A 22294-nucleotide genomic window follows, 5' to 3' on the forward strand; every position below is an offset into this window, starting at 1 on the left:
GGCCACGCCCGTACTCCAGCGCCCCGGTGATGACAGCCTGTGACAACCCCCTGCGCGTTTGTCATGCTTTGTCATGACTTGGCGCCGTGCTGCAACCATTGGCGGGTCTGTGGATGCGACAGTCAGTCGTCGGCAGCCCCGCCACGATCGCAGGAGTCTTTCCCATGCCCACCGCCCGTCGCACGCTCACCCGCTTCACCCGCTTCACCCGCTTCACCCACCTCACCCTCACGGCCGTGGCCACCCTCGCCCTGGCCGCCCCGGCGTGGGCCCAGGCCCCTGCGTCCGAAGGCGCGCAAGGCGGCGGGCGCCTGCGCGCGCTCATCACCCAAAAACAGGCCCAGGCCCAGGCCGCCGCCCTGCCCACCGGCGTGCAGCGCATTGCCGATGTGCCTTACGGCAGCGACCCGCGCCAGCGCATGGACGTGTACCTGCCCACCCCTTCCTCCTCCACCGCCAGCGCCGTGCGCGCGCCCGTGGTCTTCATGGTGCATGGCGGTGGCTGGCGCCATGGCGACAAGGCCATGGGCCGCGTGGTGCAGGAGAAGGTGGCGCGCTGGGTGCCCCGGGGTTTTGTGCTGATCTCGGTGAACTACCGGCTCTTGCCCGACACCCCCGCGGACCAGCAGGAGCGCGACGTGCAGGCCGCGCTGATGGCCGCGCAGCAGCGCGCCACCACCTGGGGCGCCGACCCCAGCCGCTTCATCCTCATGGGCCACTCGGCCGGCGCCCACCTGGTGGCGCTGCTCAACGCCCGCGCGCCGCAGGCCCTGCGCGAGGGCGCCTGGCCCTGGCTGGGCACGGTGGTGCTCGACAGCGCGGTGATGAATGTGCCCGTCTATATGCGCGCGCCCCACATGCCGCTGTACGACGACGCGTTTGGCGCCGACCCGGCCTACTGGCGGTTGCTGTCGCCCTGGCACCAGTGGACGGCGGGCGCCCCGCCAGTGCAAATGGTGTGCTCCACCGAACGCGCAGACCAGCCCTGCCACCAGGCCGAGGCCCTGGCCCGCCATGTGCACAGCCTGGGCGGCCGCGCCGAGGTGCTGCCGCAGGACCTGAGCCACGGTGAAATCAACGCCCAGCTGGGGCTGGAGAGCCCCTACACCCGGGCCGTGGAGGCCTTCATGGGATCGCTGGACGCCGAGGTGGCGCGGCGCCTGCCGTGAGGGCTTGCGCAATAACTACCAATTTGATAGCTTAAAAGGCAAGTCCATCGCGCGCAAACGGCCTTTTTTACTTCATTTTTGACTGCAGGTAGGGCGCCAGATACCGCCCTGTGTGGCTGGCCGGGTTGACCGCCAGCTCCTCGGGTGTGCCCACACCCACCACCGTGCCACCGCCCGCACCGCCCTCGGGCCCCATGTCGATGAGCCAGTCGGCGGTTTTGATCACGTCGAGGTTGTGCTCGATGATGACGATGGTGTTGCCCGCATCACGCAGCTGGTGCAGCACCTTCAGCAGCAGGTCGATGTCGGCAAAGTGCAGGCCGGTGGTGGGTTCGTCCAGGATGTAGAGCGTGCGGCCCGTGTCGCGCTTGCTCAGCTCCTGCGCCAGCTTCACGCGCTGCGCCTCGCCGCCCGAGAGCGTGGTCGCCGCCTGGCCCAGGCGGATGTACGACAGGCCCACATCCAGCAGCGTCTGCAGCTTGCGGGCGATGGTGGGTACGTCCTTGAAGAAGGCCGCAGCGTCTTCCACCGTCAGCTCCAAAATTTGGGCGATGTTCTTGCCCTTCCACAACACTTCGAGCGTCTCGCGGTTGTAGCGCTGGCCGTGGCAGATGTCGCAGGGCACGTACACGTCGGGCAAAAAGTGCATCTCCACCTTCACCACGCCGTCGCCCTGGCAGGCCTCGCAGCGGCCACCGCCCGAAGACTGCGACACGTTGAAGCTGAAGCGCCCGGGGCCGTAGCCACGCTCCTTGGCGGTGTTGGTCTCGGCCATCAGCTCGCGGATGGGGGTGAACAGACCGGTGTAGGTGGCCGGGTTGCTGCGCGGCGTGCGGCCAATGGGGCTCTGGTCCACATTGATGACCTTGTCGAAATACTCGATGCCCACGATCTCTTCGTGCGCGGCAGGCTCTTCGTGCGCGCGGTGGACCTGCCGCGCCACGGCGGCATACAGCGTGTCGTTCACCAGCGTGCTCTTGCCTGAGCCTGACACCCCCGTCACGCAGGTGAGCAGCCCCACGGGGAAGTCCACCGTCACGCCCTTGAGGTTGTTGCCCGTGGCGCCCACCACGCGCAGCGCCTGCACGGCGCCCTGGCGGGCGTGGTGTTCGGCCATGCGTTCGGCGCGGCGCTTGCTGGCCTCGGTCTGCGGAAAGCGCGACTTGGCTTTGGCCTCGACCACAGGTGCGGGCTGGTCCAGCACCGGCAGCCAGGGCGTGCGGCGCTTTGGTACGGCAATCGTGCGCGTGCCCGACAGGTACTGGCCCGTGAGCGACTGCGCATTGGCGCGCACCTCGTCGTAGGTGCCCTGCGCCATCACGCGCCCGCCGTGCACGCCCGCACCGGGACCCATATCGATCACATGGTCGGCGGCGCGCATCATGTCCTCGTCGTGCTCCACCACGATCACGCTGTTGCCGATGTCGCGCAGGTGCTGCAGCGTGGCGATCAGCCGGTCGTTGTCGCGCTGGTGCAGGCCAATGCTGGGCTCGTCCAGCACATACATCACGCCCGTCAGGCCCGAGCCGATCTGCGATGCCAGGCGAATGCGCTGCGCCTCGCCGCCCGAGAGTGTTTCGGCGCTCCGGTCCAGACTCAGGTAGCTCAGGCCCACGTCGTTCAAGAACTGCAGGCGCGTGGCGATCTCGCGCACTACCTTGTCGGCGATCTCGGCCTTGGCGCCGGTGAGCTGCAGGGCCTTGAACCAGGCATGGGCGTCGCTCAGCGTGGCGTGGCTCACTTCGTAGATGGCGCGGGCCTGTGGGCCTTCGCCCACCTTCACGTGGCGGGCCTCGCGGCGCAGGCGCACGCCATGGCATTCGGGGCAGGGCTGGGTGCTGCGGTAGCGGGCCAGGTCTTCGCGCACCACCACCGAGTCGGTCTCGCGGTAGCGCCGCGCCATGTTGGGCAGGATGCCTTCGAACGGGTGCTTCTTGGTGTAGACCTTGCCCTTGTTGGCGCCGCTGTCCAGGATGTAGCTGAACGCGATCTCGTCCTCGCCCGAGCCGTGCAGCACCGCATGCTGCACGGTGGTCGGCAGCGTCTCAAAGGGCGCCTCCACATCAAAGCCGTAGTGCCGCGCCAGGCTCTCCAGCATCGCAAAGTAGTAGCCGTTGCGCCGGTCCCAGCCCTTGATGGCACCACTGGCCAGGCTGAGCGTGGGGAAGGCCACCACACGCGCCGCATCAAACACCTCGCGCTGGCCAATGCCGTCACACGCCGGGCACGCACCCATGGGCGAGTTGAAGGAGAACAGGCGCGGCTCCAGCTCGGCCAGCGAGTAGCTGCACACCGGGCACGCGAACTTGCTGCTGAACAGGTGCTCCTGCCCCGTGTCCATCTCCAGCGCGAGCACGCGGCCGTTGCCGTCGTGGCCGCCCACGCGCAGGGCGGCCTCGATGCTCTCGGCCAGGCGCTGCTGCAGGTCGGCGCGCACCTTCACGCGGTCGATCACCACGTCGATGTCGTGCTTCTCGGTCTTCTTGAGTGCGGGCAGGCTCTCGTGTTCGTAGATCTGCCCGTCCACGCGAAAGCGGATGTAGCCCAGCGCCTGCATCTGCGCAAACAGCTCGGTGAACTCGCCCTTCTTCTCGCGCGCCACGGGGGCGAGGATCATGAGCTTGGTGTCTTCGGGCAGCGCCAGCACCGCGTCCACCATCTGGCTCACCGTCTGCGCCGCCAGTGGCAGGCCATGGTCCGGGCAGAACGGTGTGCCCGCGCGGGCGTAGAGCAGGCGCAGGTAGTCGTGGATCTCGGTCACCGTGCCCACGGTGGAGCGCGGGTTGTGGCTGGTCGCCTTCTGCTCGATGCTGATGGCGGGCGACAGGCCCTCGATCAGGTCCACATCGGGCTTGTCCAGCCGCCCCAGGAACTGCCGTGCGTAGGCTGACAGGCTCTCCACATACCGCCGCTGGCCCTCGGCATACAGCGTGTCGAACGCCAGGCTCGACTTGCCTGAGCCCGACAGCCCAGTGATCACCACCAGCTGGTTGCGCGGGATGTCCAGGTCGATGTTCTTGAGGTTATGGGTGCGCGCCCCCCGGATGCTGATGCGCTGCTCGCGCAGGGCACGGGCGAGGTACACACCATCGGCGGATCGGTCGTCGGCAACGGGGGGAGGGGTCACGGGCGGGCTCGGTGCAGGAAAACCCACCATGATAGGTCACCCGCCCTTTGTGCGCAGTCCCCACATAATGGGCGCGCCATGACCACCCCGCAGCCCCTGCCATCCACCCTGTTCACCACCGACCAGCAGGCCGGGGAGGCGCGCTTTGAAGCGTGGCGCCAGAGCATCTCGGTGGTGTTTGACGTGGCGCCGCTCGTGCCCCAAAGCATTGCGGCGTTCCAGGCCACCGTGCATGCCACCCACCTGGGGCATTTGCTGGTGGGCGACCTGCACTTTGCCGAGCAGCAGTTCCTGCGTGCCCAACCCCGGGTGGTGCGCGACGGGCTCGACCATTACCTGGTGCAGTGGTACCGCACCGGCGGCTTTGTGGGCCAGCGCGACGGGGACACCGACATCGAGGTGCGCCCTGGCGACATCGCCATCCTGGACCTGGGCCGCACCCTGCGCACCTTTGCGCGCGCCTCGCATGTGATGACCCTGATCGTGCCGCGCGAGCTGCTCCACGAGGCCCTGGGGGTGCGTGACTCGGACCTGCACGGCACGGTGCTGCGCGGTGGCTCCGCACTGGGTGGCCTGCTGAGTGACCACCTGCTGTCGCTGCAGCGCCGCCTGCCCGGTGTTGCGCTGGACGACGCCCCCGCCGTGGCACGCGCCAGCGTGCAGATGCTGGCGGCCTGCGTGTTGCCCAGCGCCCGCACACTGCAGGGCGCCCGGGGTGCCATCGAGGGCGTGACGCTGCAGCGCATCCAGCAGCACATCCACCGCCACCTGGGGGCCGACCTGAGCGCCGACGCCCTGTGCCGCACCTTTGGCCTCTCACGCAGTGCGCTGTACCGGCTGTTTGAGCCTCTGGGCGGCGTGGCCCACCACGTGCAGCAGCGCCGCCTGCTGGCGGCCTACCAGGCACTGGCCAACCCGGCCAACCACCGCCTGCGCGTGGCCGAGGTGGCCAGCCGGGTAGGTTTTGCCAGCAATGCGCATTTCAGCCGGGCGTTCCGCACGGCGTTTGGCATCGCGCCCTCGGACGTGCGGACGCCCGGTGGCGCGGGTGCTGCGGGGCCACACCTGCCCACGGCGCAGGGCAGCTCTGCCGAATACGCCGCCTGGGTGCGCGGCCTGCAGGGGGCGGGCGCCACGGTCGGCTGATTTCCCTTTGCGCGCCCACCGAGGCGGGGGAGGCGCGTGGGACACAAGGTCAACAAAACGCAAACACAGAGGCAAGCCACCGCCGGGGGGCGCCCCTAGCATGGGCCCAGCCCTGCTCCGCTGACCTGCCTCCATGCCCCCCGCCATTACACTGCCACGCCGCAAACGCCTCACGCGCCACACCGCGACCTCCCGCCAGGCCTGGGCTGCGGCGGTGGCGTTGGGCGTGGCCCTGTCGGCGGGGGCCCGGGCCGAAGCCCCACCACCACCCCCTGAAAACACCACCGTGGCCCTGCTGGCCTCCCCGGGGGGGCAAGCGGCCCCGGAGCCCCGCCCCACCCCGGCGCAGGGGCCCCATGCCAGCGGCGCCCCCACATCCCACGATGGCTCCCACATTCCCACCCCCTTCGACAACCCATGGGCGCTGGGGCTGCTGGCCGTCCTTACTGCCTGGGTGTTGTGGATGGATCGCTCCCAAGGCGGGACAAAACCTGAAAGCCCGGAGCCCTCAGATCGGCTCTGACAGGCAGCCCGGGGGCCAATGGGCGAAAATCCCGCTTTTGCTTTTTTGGGCCTTAGCGCACACCGTGCCGGATTCTTCCTCCCTGCCAGCCGCAGCTGCCCCGCAGCCCTCTGCACCTGCCACCCCCATGACCGCGCTGGAGCGCCGCTCCAGCGTCAGCCTGGCCCTCATTTTTGCGCTGCGCATGCTGGGCCTGTTCCTGGTGCTGCCCGTGTTTGCGCTCGAAGCCCGCAAGTACCCTGGGGGTGACGACCCGGCGCTGGTGGGCCTGGCCATGGGCATCTACGGCCTCACGCAGGCAGTGCTGCAACTGCCACTGGGCATCGCGTCGGACCGTTTCGGCCGCAAGCGGGTGATCGTGCTGGGCCTGCTGGTGTTTGCGGCGGGCAGCCTGCTGGCCGCGCTGGCCGATTCGCTCACCGGGCTGCTGGTGGGGCGGGCGCTGCAGGGGGCAGGGGCGGTGTCGGCTGCCGTAACCGCCCTGCTGGCCGACCAGACCCGCGATGCCGTGCGCACCAAGGCCATGGCGCTGGTGGGCGGCAGCATCGGCCTGATGTTTGCCGTGGCGCTGGTGCTGGCCCCCGTGCTCACGGCCCAGGTCGGACTGGCCGGGCTGTTTGGGCTGACCTGCGCGCTGGCGCTGGCCGGTGTGGCGGTGGTGGTGTGGTGGGTGCCCCCCGAACCCGCCCAGCACCAGAACGCCCCCCGGGGGCGGCTGGCCGAGGTGTGGACCCAGCCCGACCTGCTGCGCCTGAACCTGGGCGTGTTTGTGCTGCACACCGTGCAGCTGTCCATGTGGGTCGCCGTGCCCGCGCTGCTGGTGCAGGCGGGCCTGGCCAAGGACCAGCACTGGCAGGTCTATCTGCCTGCAGTGGTGCTGTCGTTTGGGGCCATGGGCGGCCTGTTTGCACTGGAGCGCGCGGGGCGCCTGCGCGCTGCGCTGCTCGGGGCGATTGCCCTGGTGCTGGTGGTGCAGGCGGGTCTGGGGCTGCTCGCGGCCAGCGGGGTGCCGGCCACGCTGTGGGTTCTGGGGCCGCTGCTGTTCCTTTTCTTCTGTGGCTTCAATGCGCTGGAGGCCAGCCAGCCTAGCCTGGTGTCGCGCATGGCGCCGCAGCAGCTGCGCGGCGCGGCGCTGGGCACCTACAACACCCTGCAGTCCCTGGGCCTGTTCGCGGGGGGCGCGCTGGGCGGCGCCTTGGTGAAATGGGCCGGGGCCCCGGGGCTGTTTGCCGCCACCGCCGCCCTCACGGCCCTGTGGCTGGTGCTGACCTGGCCGCTGCGCCCGGTGGGGCGCGGCGGGCACTGACACCGGCGCCCACGCCCGGCCAGCGCGTGCCCCTTTCCCCCTCGGTTGCGGCACAATGGCGCGTTTGGCGCCCGGAATCCCTCTCCAAATCCGGCGCTTTTCTCCTTTTAAGGCAAAGACAGCACCATGGCATCCGTAAACAAAGTCATCATCGTCGGCAACCTGGGCCGCGACCCTGAAATGCGCACTTTTCCCAGTGGCGACCAGGTGGCCAACGTGACGATTGCCACCACCGACAAGTGGAAAGACAAGCAGACCGGCGAAATGAAAGAAGCCACCGAGTGGCACCGCGTGGTCTTCAATGGCCGCCTGGCCGAAATCGCCGGTCAGTACCTGCGCAAGGGTTCTCAGGTCTATGTGGAAGGCAGCCTGCGCACACGCAAGTGGACCGACCAGAACGGCGTGGAAAAGTACAGCACCGAGATCCGCGCCGACCAGATGCAGATGCTGGGCAGCCGCCAGGGCATGGGCGGTGGTGGCCAGGGTGGCGGTGGCCAGCAGGGCGGCGGCTACGACGATGGCTACGGTGGCGACCAGGGTGGCTACGACCAGGCCCCGCGCCGTGCGACCCCCGCACCCCGACCCATGGCAGCGCCCGCGCCACGCCCCGCCCCCGCACCGGTGGCGCAGGCCCCGCGCGCAGCGTCCGGCTTTGACGACATGGACGACGACATTCCGTTCTGATCCCCGGCAACGCGTCGATTCCCAGGCCCACACCCGCAAGGTGTGGGCCTTTTTCTTTGGGCGCTGCACTTCAAAACGTAGCAACTCGCAACAAGAATCACTTCGCATGGCACGGAAAAACAGCGTGCTCCATGCACCGCCCGCGTGCTTTTACAACGGGGCGCAGGCGCGCCGCTTCTCCGTTTTGTCCAGTGCGACAGCGCCGCCACGGATCAACAACTTCTTACATCCGATACGGAAATTTCGCAGATCATCGCGGCCTTGCTCGCAAAGAGGCGCAAAGCCCGGCGGCAAGCAGTTACCAAAAATCAATATTCCAACTGAAGAGAGAGGGTTGCCATGCCTGGATTCGTCCGCAAGATTCTGATTTTCATCACCGGCTATGCCTGGCTGCTGCTGCTGGCCGGGCCCGGCCTGATCGGGCTGTCGGTGTACAGCGGCTGGAAGGCCGAGGGGGACCACGCCTATGTGGCGCGCGAAAGCCTGCAGACCGTGTCGGGCACCGTGACACAAGCCGCAGAAGTCACCGTCAAGCGCAAGCGCCGCGCCACCAAGAAGTACTACGAAATCAGCGTGCAGCCCGACACCGCCGGTGCCGAGGTGCGCAAGCTGCGCATCGACTACAGCACGCCACAGCAGCTGGTGGGCAATCTGATCGATGAAAAGGTCACCGCCCTGGTGGACAGCAGCGACCACGACCTGGTCTACGAAATCTCGGCAGCTGGCACACCCGTGATCAGCTACGACACCACCAAGCAGCGCCTGCAAGCGGAAGCCACATCGTCGGCCAAGTCCTTCAGCGGCGCGGGCACCTGGGTCCTGGCGATCCTGCTGACGCTGGTAGGTGCCGCCGGTGTCTGGTCCAACCGCAAGCTGCGCGCCGCCGACGAGGCCCAGCAACTGGCCGCCGCCTGACGGCCACACCCCATAACAAAGAGAGGGAGGGAGGGGCGCCCACGTGGCGCTCCTCCTGAGTTTTTTGCACACGCAGATCCAAAGGAGGACATCACCATGAACCCCAATGCACTTTCACCGCAGACCCCGTCCGGCGCGCCCATGGAGCGCCGCGACTTCATCGTCTCGACCTACAAGCACCTGGGCGTGGCCATGCTGGCTTTTGTCGTGCTGTCGGCCGTGCTGATGGCCAGCGGCTTTTCGAACACCACGGCCAAGATGCTGATGGCCAGCGGCAACAAGTTCATCTGGCTGGGCGTGATGGGCGCTTTCATGCTGGTGGGCTGGTTGGCCTCCCACCTGGCGGACAACGCCGAGAACCCGCAGACCCAGCTCATGGGCCTGGGCATCTACGTGCTGGCCGAGGGCCTGATCTTCGCGCCCATGTTCGGCATCGCCCAGCTGGTGGCGCCCGGCGCCATTGGTGCGGCGGGCTTCATCACGCTGCTGCTGGTGGGCGCGCTCACCTGGACGGCGTTCAGCACCAAGACGGACTTTTCCTTTTTGGGCGGCATCCTGAAGGTGGGTGGCCTGGTGGCGCTGGGCACCATCATTGCGGGCGCCATCTTCGGCTTCAAGCTGGGCATCTGGTTCTCGGGGATCATGGTACTGTTTGCAGGCGCCTGCGTGCTGTACGACACCTCGCGCATCATCCACGACTACCCTGCCGACCGCCCCGCCGGTGCCGCGCTGCACCTGTTTGCCTCGATTGCGCTGATGCTCTGGTATGTGCTGCGCATCCTGATCAGCCTAGCGACCAACGACGATTGATCTGACAGGCTGCTGCCCTTGGTAGTGCAGCCTGCAGACCCCATGAGGCCGGACACATGCAAAGTGTCCGGCCTTTTTCTTTGGCATGCCGCAATGCCCATGCCAAAGTGCTCAGCGTCGCTGGATGTGTATCTATTTGTAGCCATTACTTGCATAGCTTTTCGGCGCACCGTCCCGGAGTGTTGGTGCGGGTATGTCAAAGCAGGCGCAACAGGCGTGCGCGCAATGCCTGGAAGCGTTTTCCAAAGGCCTCCCGACCCATAGCTGGCACAATTAGATACAGCGGCTTGGTGCATGCACTCGTGCATGGGCCGGGTGGTCTCTCTGGTTGAATGGCGCGTTCCTCAGCGGCCAGCCGTGCGGGCCGCGCTCGCGCGGCGAGCATCCTGCCCGCCCACACTTCAGGGCGCCATTCCCGAACTCCTGTTATTCCCAGTTTCTTCGTTCTTTCCACTATGCGCAAAAACTCCTGGCTTTCCTTGACCTGTGCAGCCTTGCTCGCCAGCTGCGGTGGCGGCTCCTCCGATGGCGGGGACGTGGGTCCGGCACCCGGCGTACAGCAGTACCCGGGCGGTGTCTGGTCGGGCACGGTGGGCACAGGCGCCCTGCAGCGCCAAGTGTTCGGCTACATCGACCCAGGCCCGCAGGGAACAGGTGGCGAGTTCTACCTGGCCCGTGAGGCAGCCAGTTCTGCGGGATACGACGGGCTCTATGGGCGACTGAACGTGGACCTCACCACGGTGCTGGCCACTGGGGTTACCTACTTCTCAGTGCGGGACGGCAAATTCGCAACCAACGTGACCCTGCGGGGCACTGCATCGGCCAGCACAACCACGGGACGCACCAATGCCATCAGCGGCAACTACAGCGACCCCGTCGCGACGGCTGCAGCCACCGGGTCTACGACCACCTTCAAGCTCAACTACAGCGATCTGAACAACCACCCCGCGCGGCTGTCACTCATGGAAGGCACCTACCGAGGCGGCGGCGTGTTCGGGGGCAGCTGGGTGTTGTCCATCACCGCACAAGGCGCGCTCACCGGGTCAGTCGGCGCCTGCGCGGTCACCGGCACAGTGATTCCGCGTGCCAGCGACTCTGCCGTGTACGGCGTGTCTATGAATCTCTCGGGCAACGAAACGCTGTGCGCCGGCGCCGGCACCACGCAGTCGGGCGTGGCAGTTCTCAAGTTCGACGTGAGTGCCACAGAGCGCAGCGGCATCTGGATGATGACCCGCAACGCCACCGGCCCGGCAAACACATTCGTGCTGGAAGGCAAGGCTGACGGCCCGAACAACCCGACGCCCGCTCCCACGGCCCAGAGCGCGGCAGGCAACTGGACCGGGACGGTCAGCGGTGCGGGTGCGACGTCGGTGTCTGCCGCCGTGCTGCCCGACGGCGGCTACTTCTTCTACCGCCCCATCGGCGCTGGCTACGACGCCCTGTACGGCACGCTGCTGGTGGCCGCCGGCAGCAGTCTCGTCAGCTCGAACGACGGAGCCTACTTCAACCACCAGAACCCGCTGGCAACGCAGTACACCGAGTCGATGGTGCTCAGCGGTGACGCGCGCACTGGCGTGAGCTTCGCCGGCACCTACGCCAACCCCACCCAGGGCAGCGCCGCGACATCGTTCTCGATGGTGCCCGACACCACCTTCCCGTACAACGCGCTGCTGTCCTCGTCGGTCGCACGCCTGGCAGGCACCTACGGCAGCCCATCCATCGGCTTTGGCGGCACGAGCATGACCCTCACGCTCAACGCGCTGGGTGAGATCAAGGGCACCACCAGCAGCGGCTGCGCACTCACCGGCATGGTCGTTCCGTACGAAGGCGGCGGCAACAACCTCTACCGCGTGCAGAACCTGGCCTATACCGGTGGCGGCTGCGCGTTCAACAGCTCGCCCAACCAGTCGGGTGTCGCATCCGCCCGCTTCGACGCTGCGGGCCAGGTTGTGACGGGCCTGCGCGTGCTCACCGCTGCGCGCACCTTGACGGGCCAGCGCTTCCAGACGATCTTCATCGGTACACGCTGAAGGAGGAGACGCTGAGACATCTTGCCCCAGGCCACTGCGCCGCACACAGCACCAAAAAAAGCCCCCCGATACCTCTGGCACTGAGGGGCTTTGCAATGCGCCTATCTGTCCGCACAGCCGACAGGCCACCACCAGGACCGGCCCGGGCAGCGTCTAGTGCTCAGTTCGCGTATGGAGAGCGTAGCGGATTCACCGGGAAAGCCTGTAGGCCGTTGTAGGGCTGGAAGGCATAGCGCACATACAGGCCACCGGCGAACTCGCGGTAGTTGCGTGCGTTGTTGAGCGCCAGGTGCCCCCCCAGGAACACCTGCGGGTGCATCTGGTACTCCATGGCAGCCCCCAGGTTGTAGCCCAGGCCCGTGCGGGACTGGCCAGGGTAGATGGCGGTGGCGCCGGTTTCACCGAACGCCAGCGCATCGCTGGCCGCCGCAACCGCTGCAGCTTGGCGCGAGGGGCTGTTGGGGAAGTAGGGGGCTGCGTCCTCCTTGAAATACTGCACGCCTACTGAACCCTTGAGCTGGTAGGACAGGCGACCATTGCGCTGGGCCCACTCGATGGGGATACCGAATGAGAGGAACTGTTGCGGACTGAAGTACCCGCCATGGCCCACCGTGAAGTAACGCAGATTGCGCTGGTACGACAGCCCCGTGAAACTCAGGCCAGCGGTCAGATCTGCGTTGGGCGTGCGATGCACGTGCCAGTACATGCCACCGCCGGCTTCTACGCGTGCGTTGCTGCGCACGCGGGTACCAGTCAGCCCGTGCAACGAGCCGTATCCGTACACGCCCAGTTCGCCGTCGTCCCAGGTCAGGTCCACACGGCCACCGGTGGCAGACACGCCGCCCCAGCGGTCGCCGGTGCGAGCATCGCGGGCGCCAGCGAAGGACAGCAGGCTGTCGGTCACAGGGCGTCGGGACAGATCCACGGCCATGGTCAACTCGTTGTTGATGGGCATGCGATAGCGCACGCCACCTGTCACGTCCGCCTGGCCAAAGCCCAGCGGCGTGGTACCGATGTCAGCCTTGAAGTTTCCGGATTCATAACCCACGCTCAGCCCAATCCCACTGTCGCTCTGAGAGCCTGGAGCGCGCTCGGGCATGTCCAGGGCCGTGACTGGCCCGCCCCCGAATCGACTGATCGTCCCGTACGGCGAGCCCGGCGAGCCGGCGCTCGCGCCCGTCGGCGTCACACCCAGGATGAGGTGTCCATCGCCCACGCTCATCTTGAGCTGTACCGGCGCTTCGATCTCGGAAAGCTGGCTCATACCCGCCTCGCCCTGCCGGGCGCGGGCCGTAGCCCCCACGGAGAAGCTGCTGATCTGGCTTTGCTGCACCTCGCGCAGCTCATCGCGCGCGGTACGCGGGCGCGCGGGGTCCGGCACGGCATTCACTGTGCCTGCGCTGGACCACACGGACGGCTGGGCCGTCGCAGGCGCCCGCTGCATCTGCAGTTGTGCAGAGGGCTGCATGCCCGGGTAGCCCGCATAGCCTTGCGCGGGAGGAATGTAGCCTGCAGCGGCATTCTGCTGCGCTGGCACTGCACCGGGGGTATGCACAGGCGCATAGGCAGGCACGATGGCCGCCCCGGTGCCGCCCGTGGCGGTCGCTGAGGAGGCCGATGACACAGGTGCTTGCCGCCGCGTCGGGGCCACGGCCGCGCGGGTAACCGTAGGCGTCGCTGCCGTGCTACTGCGCCGCGCTTCCGCGGACGAAGATGAAGCCGCCTTCTCGGCGGCGGGGGCCTCGCTGGCCACTTCCGGGTAATAGTTGGCCGGGGTCAGGGGCGGCGCGACCGCCATCTGCGGAGCGGGAGCAAACCGGCTGGCCCCGGCCGGATCGGGGATGTAGAGCCCCGCCGTTGCATTGCTGCGTGCCACGGGTTGTGGCGCGTACTGCATGGGCGTGTAGCCCACCGGGGAGCGCGCCACGGCGGCAGCGCCCGGTACGGTCAGCCCGCCACCCACACGCTGTGGCTGCAGCCCGGCACGTTGGGCAAAGGGGTTGCCCGAGCGCCCGGGCCCTGCTGCCACGCCGCTGGCGGCCAGCACGGCGTCGCGCTGGGCGTTTTCAGCGGCCACGGCGGCGGTGAAGAATTCGGTGGCCTTGGTGTTCTTGCCCTGCGCACGGTACAGGCGCCCAGCCGCCGTCAGCACCTCGGGGTCGCGCGGTGCGCGTGCCAGCGCCACGGACAGCAGCGACTCGGCATAGGCGTAGTCCTTCGCACCGGTGGCCATGGCTGCGGTCTGCAGCAGCAGGGGCACGTCGGTGGGCGAGCGTTCCAGCAGCCGCGCGTACAGCGCCTGGGCAGGTGCGTAGTCGTTGTTGGCCGCATACATGCGGGCCAGGGCCGCCATGGCCAGGGGGTCGTCCGGTTGCTCGGCCAGCAGCGGGGCGATGGTGTCGTAGGCGGCCACCAGGTCGCCCGCCTCGCGCAGGCCATCGGCCTGGCGCACGATGTAGGCGCGGCGGATGTCGGCGAAACTGCGGCGCTCGCGCTCGCTCATGGGGGCGTTCTGCAGCTGGCGCAGGATGCCTGACAGCTCCACGTCCTGCTGCGTCTTGAGCAGCGTGGCCGCGTACTGCAGCCGCAGCCCCACATCGGGCCGGGGCGTGCGCGCCAGCACCTGGCGCACCATGCCCAGCGCACGCTGCGGCTCACCCGCATCGGCGTAGGCCAGGGCCAGTGCGCCCAGCAGTTCGGTGTCCTGCGTGGCAAACGATTCGGCCTGGGCCAGGGTGGCCAGGGCTTCGGACTGCCGGCCCTCGGCCGCCAGCGCCGATGCGGCAGCCGCCTGCACATGGACCCAGACGCGCTTTTGCAGTGCGGCGATGTCGCGGGTGCGGTGTTTTTCAGGAATGCGGTCGAGCAGCGCCAGGGCGCCCGGCCAGTCGCTGGCTTCGGACGCCAGCAGCGCGCTGGCATAGAGCGCCTCGGGCATGTTGGGGTTGGAGAGCAGCAAGCCGTCCATCACGCCCCGGGCCTCGGCCACGGCGCCCAGCCGCAGGTACAGGCGGGCGAGGTCCAGGCGCACCCAAGGGCTGGCCGGGTCATTCAGCAGCGCGTCTTCCAGCGCCGCGCGCGCGGCCGCGAGGTCACCACGCTCCGTGGCGGCCCGGGCCTGGCCCAGGGCCTGCGCAGCGCGCAGACGCCCCAGGGCTCCCACCTTTTCCTGCTGCGAGGGCGAGAGCTTCTCGACCAGAGCCAGCGCCTCGACGGCCTTGTTGTTCTGGGCGAGCACGCCCACCAGGCCCCGCACGGCATCAGGGTTGTCGGCCTGCCGCGCCAGCACCCGGCGATAAGCCGCCTCGGCTGCGTCGTACTGACCAGCTTCCACCAGCAGGTCGGCCAGGTCGGTCTCGGCCGTCACTTCTGCGGGGTTGAGGCGCACGGCCTGTTCCAGCGTGCGGCGTGCGGCAGCGGTGTCGCCCCGCTCGCGCTCGCTGGTGGCCTGTTCGACCAGGCTCCAGTAGGTGGCACTGTCCAGCGCCTGCTTCCAGCGCGCGGCCGAGCCGGCGCGCGAGGCGCGCTCCAGCAGCCCCCGGGCATCGGCAAACCGCTCCTGGCGCAGCCGCAGGATGCCCAGGCCACCCAGGGCATCGCCGTCGCTGGGGCGCGTTTCGAGCACCTGCAGGAACGCAGCTTCTGCCGCGTCCAGCTCGCCATCCTCCAGCGCCTGGAACCCGGCCGTGGTGCGCAGGCGCAGCGGGTCTGTCGCCACAGGGCGGCTGGCCACCTGGCTCTGCTTTTGCAGGTTCTGGGCCTGGGCCAGGCGTGTCTGCACGGCGGAGTCGCCGGGGTTTGCGCGCAGGAACTCCTGGTACAGCGGGATGTCGGCCGAGCGGTTGCCCGTCCAGGCCAGCGCCTTGCGCCAGCTCTCGGTGGCAGCCTTGCCCACATCGGGGCGGCCCGCCAGGCGTGCCAGCTGCGCGATGCCATCGCGGCGGGTGGATTCGCGGTAGGTCAGGTGCTGGGCCAGGGCCAGCGCGATCTGCGGGTCTTCGGGGGATTCCTGCGCCAGGCGGCTGAGGCCCCGGCGGGCTTCGTCCCAGCCTCCGGCCGTAGCGCCCAGGGTCTGGTAGTACTCCAGCGCCAGCGGCCCGGTGGGGGGGCGCTCGCCCAGCGCGGCCTGGTAGGTGCTCAGCGCCTGGCTGGCCTGGCCGCTGCGGGCCTGCTGGCGTGCGGTCTCGATCTGGGGTGCGCTGCGCCCGGTGCGGATGGATTCCTGCAAACGGCTCACCAGCGGGCTGCGCGGGTGCGCCGCCTGCAGCTGCGTCAGGTAGCGCTGCGCGCCTTCGGGGCGCTGTGCGTTCAGTTCGACCAGCGCCATGCCATACAGCGCCTGGGCGTTCTGCGGGTTCAGGCGCAGCAGCTTCTGCCAGGCTTCACCAGCGCGTTCGGTATCACCGCGTTCCTGCCAATACTGCCCCTGGTCCAGCAAGGTCTGCTCGGCCCCAGTTTGAGCCCAGGCGGCAGTGGGTGCCATCAGCGAGGCCAGCAGGCCCATGGCGAGTGTGTGGTGGTGACGACGACGTTTGGAGGACATGCCTACCTTCTCCCTGCGAGTCTCCCGGCCGCCAGGGCCGGGAGGGTGTTGCGTGATTCCGAATCAGCGGGGCGTGCCACGCACGGCCTCAGCCCTTCTTTTGCTGTTTCAACCGGGCGCGGGCCCGGGCCCGCAGCGACAGGTACATGATGATGGCCACCAGCACCGCCGCCGAGACCCCCAGCAGGATCAGCAGCAGCGGATTGCGCGAGAGATACCACTGCGCGTACAGCAGCGGTCCCAGCTGGCCCACATGGTAGTTTTTCTCGGCCACCAGGCTGTCCACCTGCTTGCCACGGATCACCGTGGTGCTCCCCTGCACCTTGGTGACCGCGTCGGCATCCAGCAGCGCATCCATCACCTGGGCCAGGCCCGCAGGCTGGTTGCTGGCCACCAGCACTACGCTGCGGCCGCTGCGCAGGGGCGATTCAAACCCCGCAATGAACGCGTCGGTGCTGCTGCTGGAAAACGCCACCTGGCTGCGGTGCGCGCGGGTGCCCGATTCATCCTCGAAGCCCCACCAGCGCAGCATCCGCTGGGCCAGGTCCGCGAGCTGGAAGCTCTTGGCATCGCCTTGCAGCGCCGCCGGGATGGCGCTGGCCCACTGCTTGAGCAGGGGCTGGTTGCCACCGCCCGAGGAGATGACCAGCAGGTCCTTGTCACCCAGGCGATCAACCTGCTGCGCCTGCGCCACCGTCACGCCCAATGCGGGGAACCCAGTGACACGGCCCATGAGGCCCATGAGCCCCAGGTAGGTGCCCAGCTCCTGCACGCCCGCCTTGTCGGGCATGACCACGGCCGACTCCGACAGGTCAGCCATGCGCGTGAACGGAAAACCGGCGTTGCCGAACGCGGCCAGGTCCGGCATGGCGATGAAGTGGGGGAAGCCAGAGATGTCGATGGTGGAGTCGGCCTCCACCGAGCCCCGCACGTTGTCGAGCGGCACGTCCTTGCAGGCGCCCTGCTTGACCACGTCGTAGTAGTAGTGCATTTGCAGCTGCGACTGGGCGGGCAGCTTGAACAGCGGGATGTGGAGCTTCTCGCGCTCGGGCACCGTTTCGCCTGCGGGCATCACCTTGGTGAACCAGCGGTCCAGCGTGCCTTGTTCTTCATGGTTCACGGCCCGCAGGGGCAGTGAGCGCAGGAACTGCTGGTTCACGTTGATGTTGAGCGTGGACTTGTCGGCATTGGGGCGCGGCGTGTAGCGATAGCGCAGGTCCACCGGAATGCCCTTCTGGCGCCAGCCGAACAGGTCGGGCGGCAGGAAGAAGTTCACTCGGATCAGGTCGGGCGAGTAGCCAGACACATTGAGCGCCTGGGCGTCGGCCAGTTCGCCAAACTTTACGGGTCTGTCGCTAGCCAGCCAATTCGGTGCGTCGTAGGGCTTACGGGGCTTGAGCTCAGTAACCTCGGTGATGCGCGCGAGCGGACCGGACAAGGCCGAGGAGCCGATCGCCAGCGCCTTGGCCGCCACGGCCAGCTCAGTATCGTCGCGCCCCATGACCAGCAACAGCTTGCCGTTGCGGTCGGCAGGGTGGCTGACCACAGCCACGGTGGGGCCCGAGATTTCGGGCAGTGCCAGGCCTGCGGGCGCCTGCGCCCGGCCAGCCACCATCACCACGGCGTTGCCACGCGCAGGCAGCTCGCCGATGAGGGACGGGAACTTCGCGCCACGGAAACCCGCCAGCGCGCCAAACCACGACGACATCGTGCCCGCCGCCTGCAAGGTGCCCGCATTGGGCGCGGCACTGAACACGATGGGGAGTTCCAGCGGCCGCACGTCCCGGCGGTCAAAGAAGGGCTGGGGCAGCAGCGCCAGGTCGTTGGTCTGCGCCACCGGGGCCACCGTCAGCTCCAGCACGCTGTCGTTGCCGATGTTGGCCCACAGGCTGGAGTGCAGCGGGTCTTCACACTCCATGGTGTAGTGGCCGATGAGCTGCAGGTTCAGCCGGTTGAACTCGGTGATGAGGCGCGGCGGGATGGTGATTTCGCGCTGCAGGTTCTCACCGGCCTGCTGGGTGGTCACAGGAATCGTGGCCGCCACCTGTTCGTTCACCAGCACCTTGATGTGCGACAGGTTGGTGAGCAGCGCAGGCGAGTACGAGTAATTGAGCTTGAGCTTGGCGCCAACCACCACTTCATCGTTGCGCACGCTGAAGGCCACGCCACTGGTGCCGTCTACCCCCCGCAGCTGCAGCGGAAACAGTGCGCCCAGCTCCTTGAGGCTGGCACGGTGCACACGCACCCCCGACTCGGCAGGCGGCACGGCCACAGGGGCCGGCGCGGCCAGCGGTGCGGGGGCGGCTGCCAGCTGCGAAACGGGCGCTGCGGCCCCCGCCAGCACCAGGGCGAGCATGGCAGGCAGCATGCGCTGGCGGGGCAGCCGCGCTGTCGGACGTCGTGTGGAAATCATGGTGAGGGAGAAGTCTTGGAAAACAGGGAAAGGCTGAGAGCGTGTTGTGCACGCTCTAGCGGGGCTTGAGGGATTTGAAAGCTGTGGCAGTCAGCTGCCCCATGCCACGCAACCCGATCACGATCACGCTCTTGAGCGAGCGCAGCGGCTTGTCGCGCTGGCCCGTGCCCCAGGTGGCGATCCAGGCGTCGGCGCGCGCAAAGGTGAGCGAGGCCAGTTCGGCCTGCTGATGCAGGCTGAGGTTGTCGAATTTCACCCCCAGGCGACCCTTGCCGCTGAACGTGACAATGGCCGGGAAAACGCCTTCCTCGTCCGAGCGGAACAGCGACACCGCCAGGCGGCTGCCCATGGGGATATCGACATCGGGTGGCACCGCCAGCCCCAGGCCATGCTGCGAGAAGTCTTCGGTCTTGCACACCAGGGTGCGGCCGTTCTCGAAACGGATCACAGCTGGCAGGCTGGCCGCCACGCGCGGCGTGCCCCGGATCTGGCGCGTCTCGCTGGCCACGGCCACACTGGCGCCCAGCAAGATGATGTTGTAGACGGTCCACACCATGTTGATGACCAGCGTGGTGGTTTCGTCGCCGGCCGACGAGAACAACTTCCAGACCCCGACCGCCATGCCAACCAGGTTGATCAGCAGCAGCACCACGTAGGGACGGGCGATGGTCCAGTCGAAGTAGGCTTTTTCGATCACCCCGCCTTTGGCCGTGACGTTGAACTTGCCTAGCTTGGGGTTGATGGCAGCCACCAGCACGGGCCGCATGATGTACCAGGCCAGCACCGACTCGTACACCTCATTCCAGAACGAATGGCGAAACCGCCCCTGGATGCGCGAGTTGGTCACGCTGGCATGGGCCAGATGCGGCAGGGCATAGGCCGTGATCATCAGCGCGGAGGCCTGGAACACATGCGCACCAAAAAACAGGTAGGCCAGCGGCGCCGTCAGAAAAACCAGACGTGGCAAGCCGTAGAAGAAGTGCAGCATCGCATTGAGATAGCACAGCCGCTGGCCGAACTTGAGCCCCTTGCCGAACAACGGGTTGTCGGTGCGCGCAATCTGCGCCATGCCCCGCGCCCAGCGGATGCGCTGGCCCACATGGCCCGAGAGGCTCTCGGTGGCCAGGCCTGCAGCCTGCGGCACTTCGAGGTACGCCGTGTTGTAGCCCAGGCGGCTGAGCTTGAGCGCCGTGTGCGCATCCTCGGTCACGGTCTCCACCGCGATGCCGCCCACCTCCAGCAGCTCCTTGCGGCGGATGATGGCGCAGGAACCGCAGAAGAACGACGCGTTCCACAGATCATTGCCGTCCTGCACGATGCCGTAGAACAGCTCGCCCTCGTTGGGCATGCGGTGGAAAGTGTCCAGGTTGCGCTCGAAGGGATCGGGCGAGAAGAAGACGTGTGGTGTCTGCAGCATCACCAGGTTCGTGTCCTTGAAGAACCAGCCCATGCACACCTGCAGAAAGGAGCGCGTGGGGATGTGGTCGCAGTCAAAGATCGCGATGTACTCGGAATGCGTGACCTTGAGCGCCGCGTTGATGTTGCCCGCCTTGGCGTGGTGGTTGTTGTCGCGGATCAGGTAGCCCACGCCCAGCTCTTCACAGAACTCGCGGAATTCGGTGCGGCGGCCATCGTCGAGCACGTACACATGCAGACGGTCTTTGGGCCAGTCCAGGCTCATGGCCGAGAACACCGTCTGGCGCACCACTTCCAGCGGCTCGTTGTAGCTGGGGATGAACACATCCACGCTGGGCCAGGTGCTCACGTCCGCCGGCATGGGCACGGGGCGGCGCTGCAGCGGCCAGGCAGTCTGGAAGTAGCCGATGAGCAGCACCGCAAACGCATACAGCTCGGCCAGCACCAGCCCGTAGCCGAAGGCTGCGTCCATCCAGTGCGTAAACCCGATGGTGTCGGTGAAGCGCCAGTAGATGTAACGCGACGATGCCGAAATCGACAGCACGATCATGGCCAGCGTGGACAGGCGCCCCGGGGTCTTGCTCAGCAGCAGCGCGGCCGCAAACGAGCCCAGAGAGAACAGAATCTGCCCCTGCAGGTCCAGCGGCACGCTGATGACCAGCCCCATCAGCAGCGCACTGAACACCACGGCCACCACGCGGGCCGTGGGGTGTTGCCAGATCTCCCAGCCCGTGATGGCATGCACCACCGTGCGCCAATGCGCCTGAGGGCTGTGAGAATCGGCGTCGGCAACTTCGTCGGCCTGGGGCCGCTGGTCCACGCTCATCGCGCTGCCCCCGGCAGTGACAAGCCCAGGCGCTGGGCCAGCACCTGCGCACACTTGCGCAGGTCGTCAGCCGCCTGGCCATGGGTGTCGTACTCCAGCACGCTCTGGTCATAGGCCAGGGCCTCGCGCACCGCCTGGTCTTCGTGGATCACGCCGATCAGCCGGTCGCCCAGGCTGTCCTGCATCACGCGGGTGATGTCCTTGGACAGCTGACGCGCACCATCGGCCTGGTTCAGCACATGCAGGGTTCCGGCAAAGTCAGGGCGTGGTGTGCAGTAGGTGTGTACCAAGCGCTGCATCAGGGCCAGCGCGGCATACGACGCCGCATCGGGCAGGTTGACCACCACCACCACTTGGGCTGCCGTGAGCGCCTGCTGCATATAGGCCGAGGGGCCCGGCGGCGTGTCGATGAACACCAGCGCATCGGGGGGCAGATCCAGGCTTTGCAGCTGCTGCGCAAGCCAGTCGGGATGGGCCTCCAGGTGCCGCTCAAAGGCCACGCGATCGGCCTCGTTCACCACCCCGTAGGGCAGCACGTGCACCCCTGAAGGGCTTGGTTGGCAGACCGAAGCCCAGCTGTCGCCGGACAGGCTGGCGCGGGAGACCCCGGCAAGGGCCCCCGGGTCGGCTCCGAAGTGCAGGCCCAGCGCGTTCTGCGGGTCCAGGTCCACCACCAGCACCGTCGGCGCGCCTTGGTGTTGCAGCGCCGTGGCCAGGTTCGCGGTCAGGGTGGTTTTGCCCACACCGCCTTTGGCAGAAACAACAGCAACCACCTTCATGGCTGGCCCTTGCGAGGCTGCCAGGTGGCAGCAGGCCGGGGTGATGGCTCTCCGGCCAGGCGCGCAAACACCGAGGGCAGGTCGGTGGGCAGCGGATCGGGCGCTGCAGCGGGCGCATCGCGCAGGGTGGCTGCGGCAGACGCATGCAGGCCAGCCAGTCCCGCCAGCGGAGAGCGCGCCGCAAGTGCGGGAGCGGAAGCAGAGGGTGCCAGGGGTGCAGATGCCTGGGCCATCGCTGTCGCCGAAACGGGCAGCGGGGCAGGTGCGGCGGCTGGTTGTGGTGCTGCGGCAGCGCCCCACAACGGCGCGGGGCTGTCACCGGCCCTCGGCGCGGCGGGCTGCGTCCAGCCTGCGGGAGCGGGCGCGCTGGCGACTGGCGCAGCCGGGTTCTGGGACGCGGGGGCGGGCGAGCCCCCGAGGCGGCGGTCCACCGCTGGCACGTCCCCGCTCACAGCACCCCGAACGGCGGACACCAATGGCCAGCGTTCACTGGAGCGCTGGTGCTCCTGCTTGCGGGCCAGCTCCTGGTAAGGGTCGGCCTTGCCTCCAAATTGCTGGAAGAGGTTCACGATATCGTCTGATTGCTTCACGGGTCACCGCCAATAGC

14 protein-coding genes are annotated in these 22294 nt (G+C 67.9%); 8 read left to right on the forward strand and 6 right to left on the reverse strand.

The window, feature by feature from the left end:
• The first annotated feature begins 164 nt into the window (after positions 1 to 164).
• Entirely contained in the window at positions 165 to 1169 is a 1005-nt protein-coding gene (locus tag AC07Z7_RS13080) for an alpha/beta hydrolase (protein WP_494766467.1), read from the forward strand.
• A gap of 67 nt (positions 1170 to 1236) precedes the next feature.
• On the opposite strand, the gene uvrA is transcribed toward AC07Z7_RS13080, so the two are convergent.
• Positions 1237 to 4326, reverse strand: coding sequence for an excinuclease ABC subunit UvrA (gene uvrA / locus AC07Z7_RS13085; protein ID WP_494766468.1), 3090 nt, complete (start codon positions 4324 to 4326; stop codon positions 1237 to 1239).
• Between the two features lie 48 nt (positions 4327 to 4374).
• Here uvrA and AC07Z7_RS13090 point away from each other — a divergent pair, with 48 nt between their 5' ends.
• From AC07Z7_RS13090 to AC07Z7_RS13120, 7 genes are all read left to right on the forward strand, one after another.
• Positions 4375 to 5442, forward strand: coding sequence for a helix-turn-helix domain-containing protein (locus tag AC07Z7_RS13090; protein WP_494766469.1), 1068 nt, complete (start codon positions 4375 to 4377; stop codon positions 5440 to 5442).
• A 133-nt stretch (positions 5443 to 5575) separates the two neighbouring features.
• Positions 5576 to 5965: a hypothetical protein gene (locus AC07Z7_RS13095; RefSeq protein WP_494766470.1), complete on the forward strand. Its 390-nt coding sequence runs from the start codon at positions 5576 to 5578 to the stop codon at positions 5963 to 5965.
• Positions 5966 to 6092: 127 nt separating this feature from the next.
• Positions 6093 to 7271 (forward strand): MFS transporter, encoded by a 1179-nt coding sequence (locus AC07Z7_RS13100; protein ID WP_494766471.1) that lies wholly within the window; start codon positions 6093 to 6095, stop codon positions 7269 to 7271.
• 126 nt (positions 7272 to 7397) lie between these two features.
• Entirely contained in the window at positions 7398 to 7955 is a 558-nt protein-coding gene (ssb, locus tag AC07Z7_RS13105; RefSeq protein ID WP_494766472.1) for a single-stranded DNA-binding protein, read from the forward strand.
• A gap of 339 nt (positions 7956 to 8294) precedes the next feature.
• The gene (locus tag AC07Z7_RS13110; protein ID WP_494766473.1) at positions 8295 to 8870 is read left to right on the forward strand and encodes a hypothetical protein; all 576 of its coding nucleotides are present in this window, start codon (positions 8295 to 8297) and stop codon (positions 8868 to 8870) included.
• A 96-nt stretch (positions 8871 to 8966) separates the two neighbouring features.
• Positions 8967 to 9680 carry a Bax inhibitor-1/YccA family protein gene (locus AC07Z7_RS13115; protein WP_094289703.1) on the forward strand — a complete coding sequence of 238 codons (714 nt, stop codon included), beginning with the start codon at positions 8967 to 8969 and terminating at the stop codon, positions 9678 to 9680.
• 455 nt (positions 9681 to 10135) lie between these two features.
• A complete protein-coding gene (locus AC07Z7_RS13120; protein WP_494766474.1) occupies positions 10136 to 11710 on the forward strand; it encodes a hypothetical protein in 1575 nt (524 codons plus the stop codon).
• 160 nt (positions 11711 to 11870) lie between these two features.
• Here the strand turns inward: AC07Z7_RS13120 and AC07Z7_RS13125 are convergent, their stop codons facing one another.
• The 5 genes from AC07Z7_RS13125 to bcsP form a co-directional block, all read right to left on the reverse strand.
• Complete coding sequence (locus AC07Z7_RS13125) at positions 11871 to 16253, reverse strand: cellulose biosynthesis protein BcsC (protein WP_494766475.1); 4383 nt, start codon at positions 16251 to 16253, stop codon at positions 11871 to 11873.
• 88 nt (positions 16254 to 16341) lie between these two features.
• Positions 16342 to 18666: a cellulose biosynthesis cyclic di-GMP-binding regulatory protein BcsB gene (gene bcsB / locus AC07Z7_RS13130; RefSeq protein WP_494766476.1), complete on the reverse strand. Its 2325-nt coding sequence runs from the start codon at positions 18664 to 18666 to the stop codon at positions 16342 to 16344.
• A 55-nt stretch (positions 18667 to 18721) separates the two neighbouring features.
• Positions 18722 to 20908, reverse strand: coding sequence for a UDP-forming cellulose synthase catalytic subunit (bcsA, locus tag AC07Z7_RS13135; RefSeq protein WP_094289709.1), 2187 nt, complete (start codon positions 20906 to 20908; stop codon positions 18722 to 18724).
• Positions 20905 to 21687 carry a cellulose biosynthesis protein BcsQ gene (gene bcsQ, locus AC07Z7_RS13140; RefSeq protein WP_094289711.1) on the reverse strand — a complete coding sequence of 261 codons (783 nt, stop codon included), beginning with the start codon at positions 21685 to 21687 and terminating at the stop codon, positions 20905 to 20907. The genes bcsA and bcsQ overlap by 4 nt, the downstream gene beginning before the upstream one ends.
• Positions 21684 to 22277 (reverse strand): cellulose biosynthesis protein BcsP, encoded by a 594-nt coding sequence (bcsP, locus tag AC07Z7_RS13145; protein WP_494766477.1) that lies wholly within the window; start codon positions 22275 to 22277, stop codon positions 21684 to 21686. Before bcsP ends, bcsQ begins: the two co-directional genes overlap by 4 nt.
• Between the last annotated feature and the right edge of the window lie 17 nt (positions 22278 to 22294).

This window comes from Acidovorax sp. GW101-11A03 (assembly GCF_059424825.1).

Bases quoted from the DNA above. Each gene is read 5' to 3' on its own strand.
- AC07Z7_RS13080 (WP_494766467.1), top strand. From the start codon at position 165: ATGCCCACCGCCCGTCGCACGCTCACCCGCTTCACCCGCTTCACCCGC.
- ssb (WP_494766472.1), top strand. From the start codon at position 7,398: ATGGCATCCGTAAACAAAGTCATCATCGTCGGCAACCTGGGCCGCGAC.
- AC07Z7_RS13095 (WP_494766470.1), top strand. From the start codon at position 5,576: ATGCCCCCCGCCATTACACTGCCACGCCGCAAACGCCTCACGCGCCAC.
- bcsA (WP_094289709.1), bottom strand. From the start codon at position 20,908: ATGAGCGTGGACCAGCGGCCCCAGGCCGACGAAGTTGCCGACGCCGAT.
- AC07Z7_RS13100 (WP_494766471.1), top strand. From the start codon at position 6,093: ATGACCGCGCTGGAGCGCCGCTCCAGCGTCAGCCTGGCCCTCATTTTT.
- AC07Z7_RS13125 (WP_494766475.1), bottom strand. From the start codon at position 16,253: ATGTCCTCCAAACGTCGTCGTCACCACCACACACTCGCCATGGGCCTG.
- AC07Z7_RS13090 (WP_494766469.1), top strand. From the start codon at position 4,375: ATGACCACCCCGCAGCCCCTGCCATCCACCCTGTTCACCACCGACCAG.
- AC07Z7_RS13120 (WP_494766474.1), top strand. From the start codon at position 10,136: ATGCGCAAAAACTCCTGGCTTTCCTTGACCTGTGCAGCCTTGCTCGCC.
- AC07Z7_RS13115 (WP_094289703.1), top strand. From the start codon at position 8,967: ATGAACCCCAATGCACTTTCACCGCAGACCCCGTCCGGCGCGCCCATG.
- uvrA (WP_494766468.1), bottom strand. From the start codon at position 4,326: ATGGTGGGTTTTCCTGCACCGAGCCCGCCCGTGACCCCTCCCCCCGTT.
- bcsB (WP_494766476.1), bottom strand. From the start codon at position 18,666: ATGATTTCCACACGACGTCCGACAGCGCGGCTGCCCCGCCAGCGCATG.
- bcsQ (WP_094289711.1), bottom strand. From the start codon at position 21,687: ATGAAGGTGGTTGCTGTTGTTTCTGCCAAAGGCGGTGTGGGCAAAACC.
- AC07Z7_RS13110 (WP_494766473.1), top strand. From the start codon at position 8,295: ATGCCTGGATTCGTCCGCAAGATTCTGATTTTCATCACCGGCTATGCC.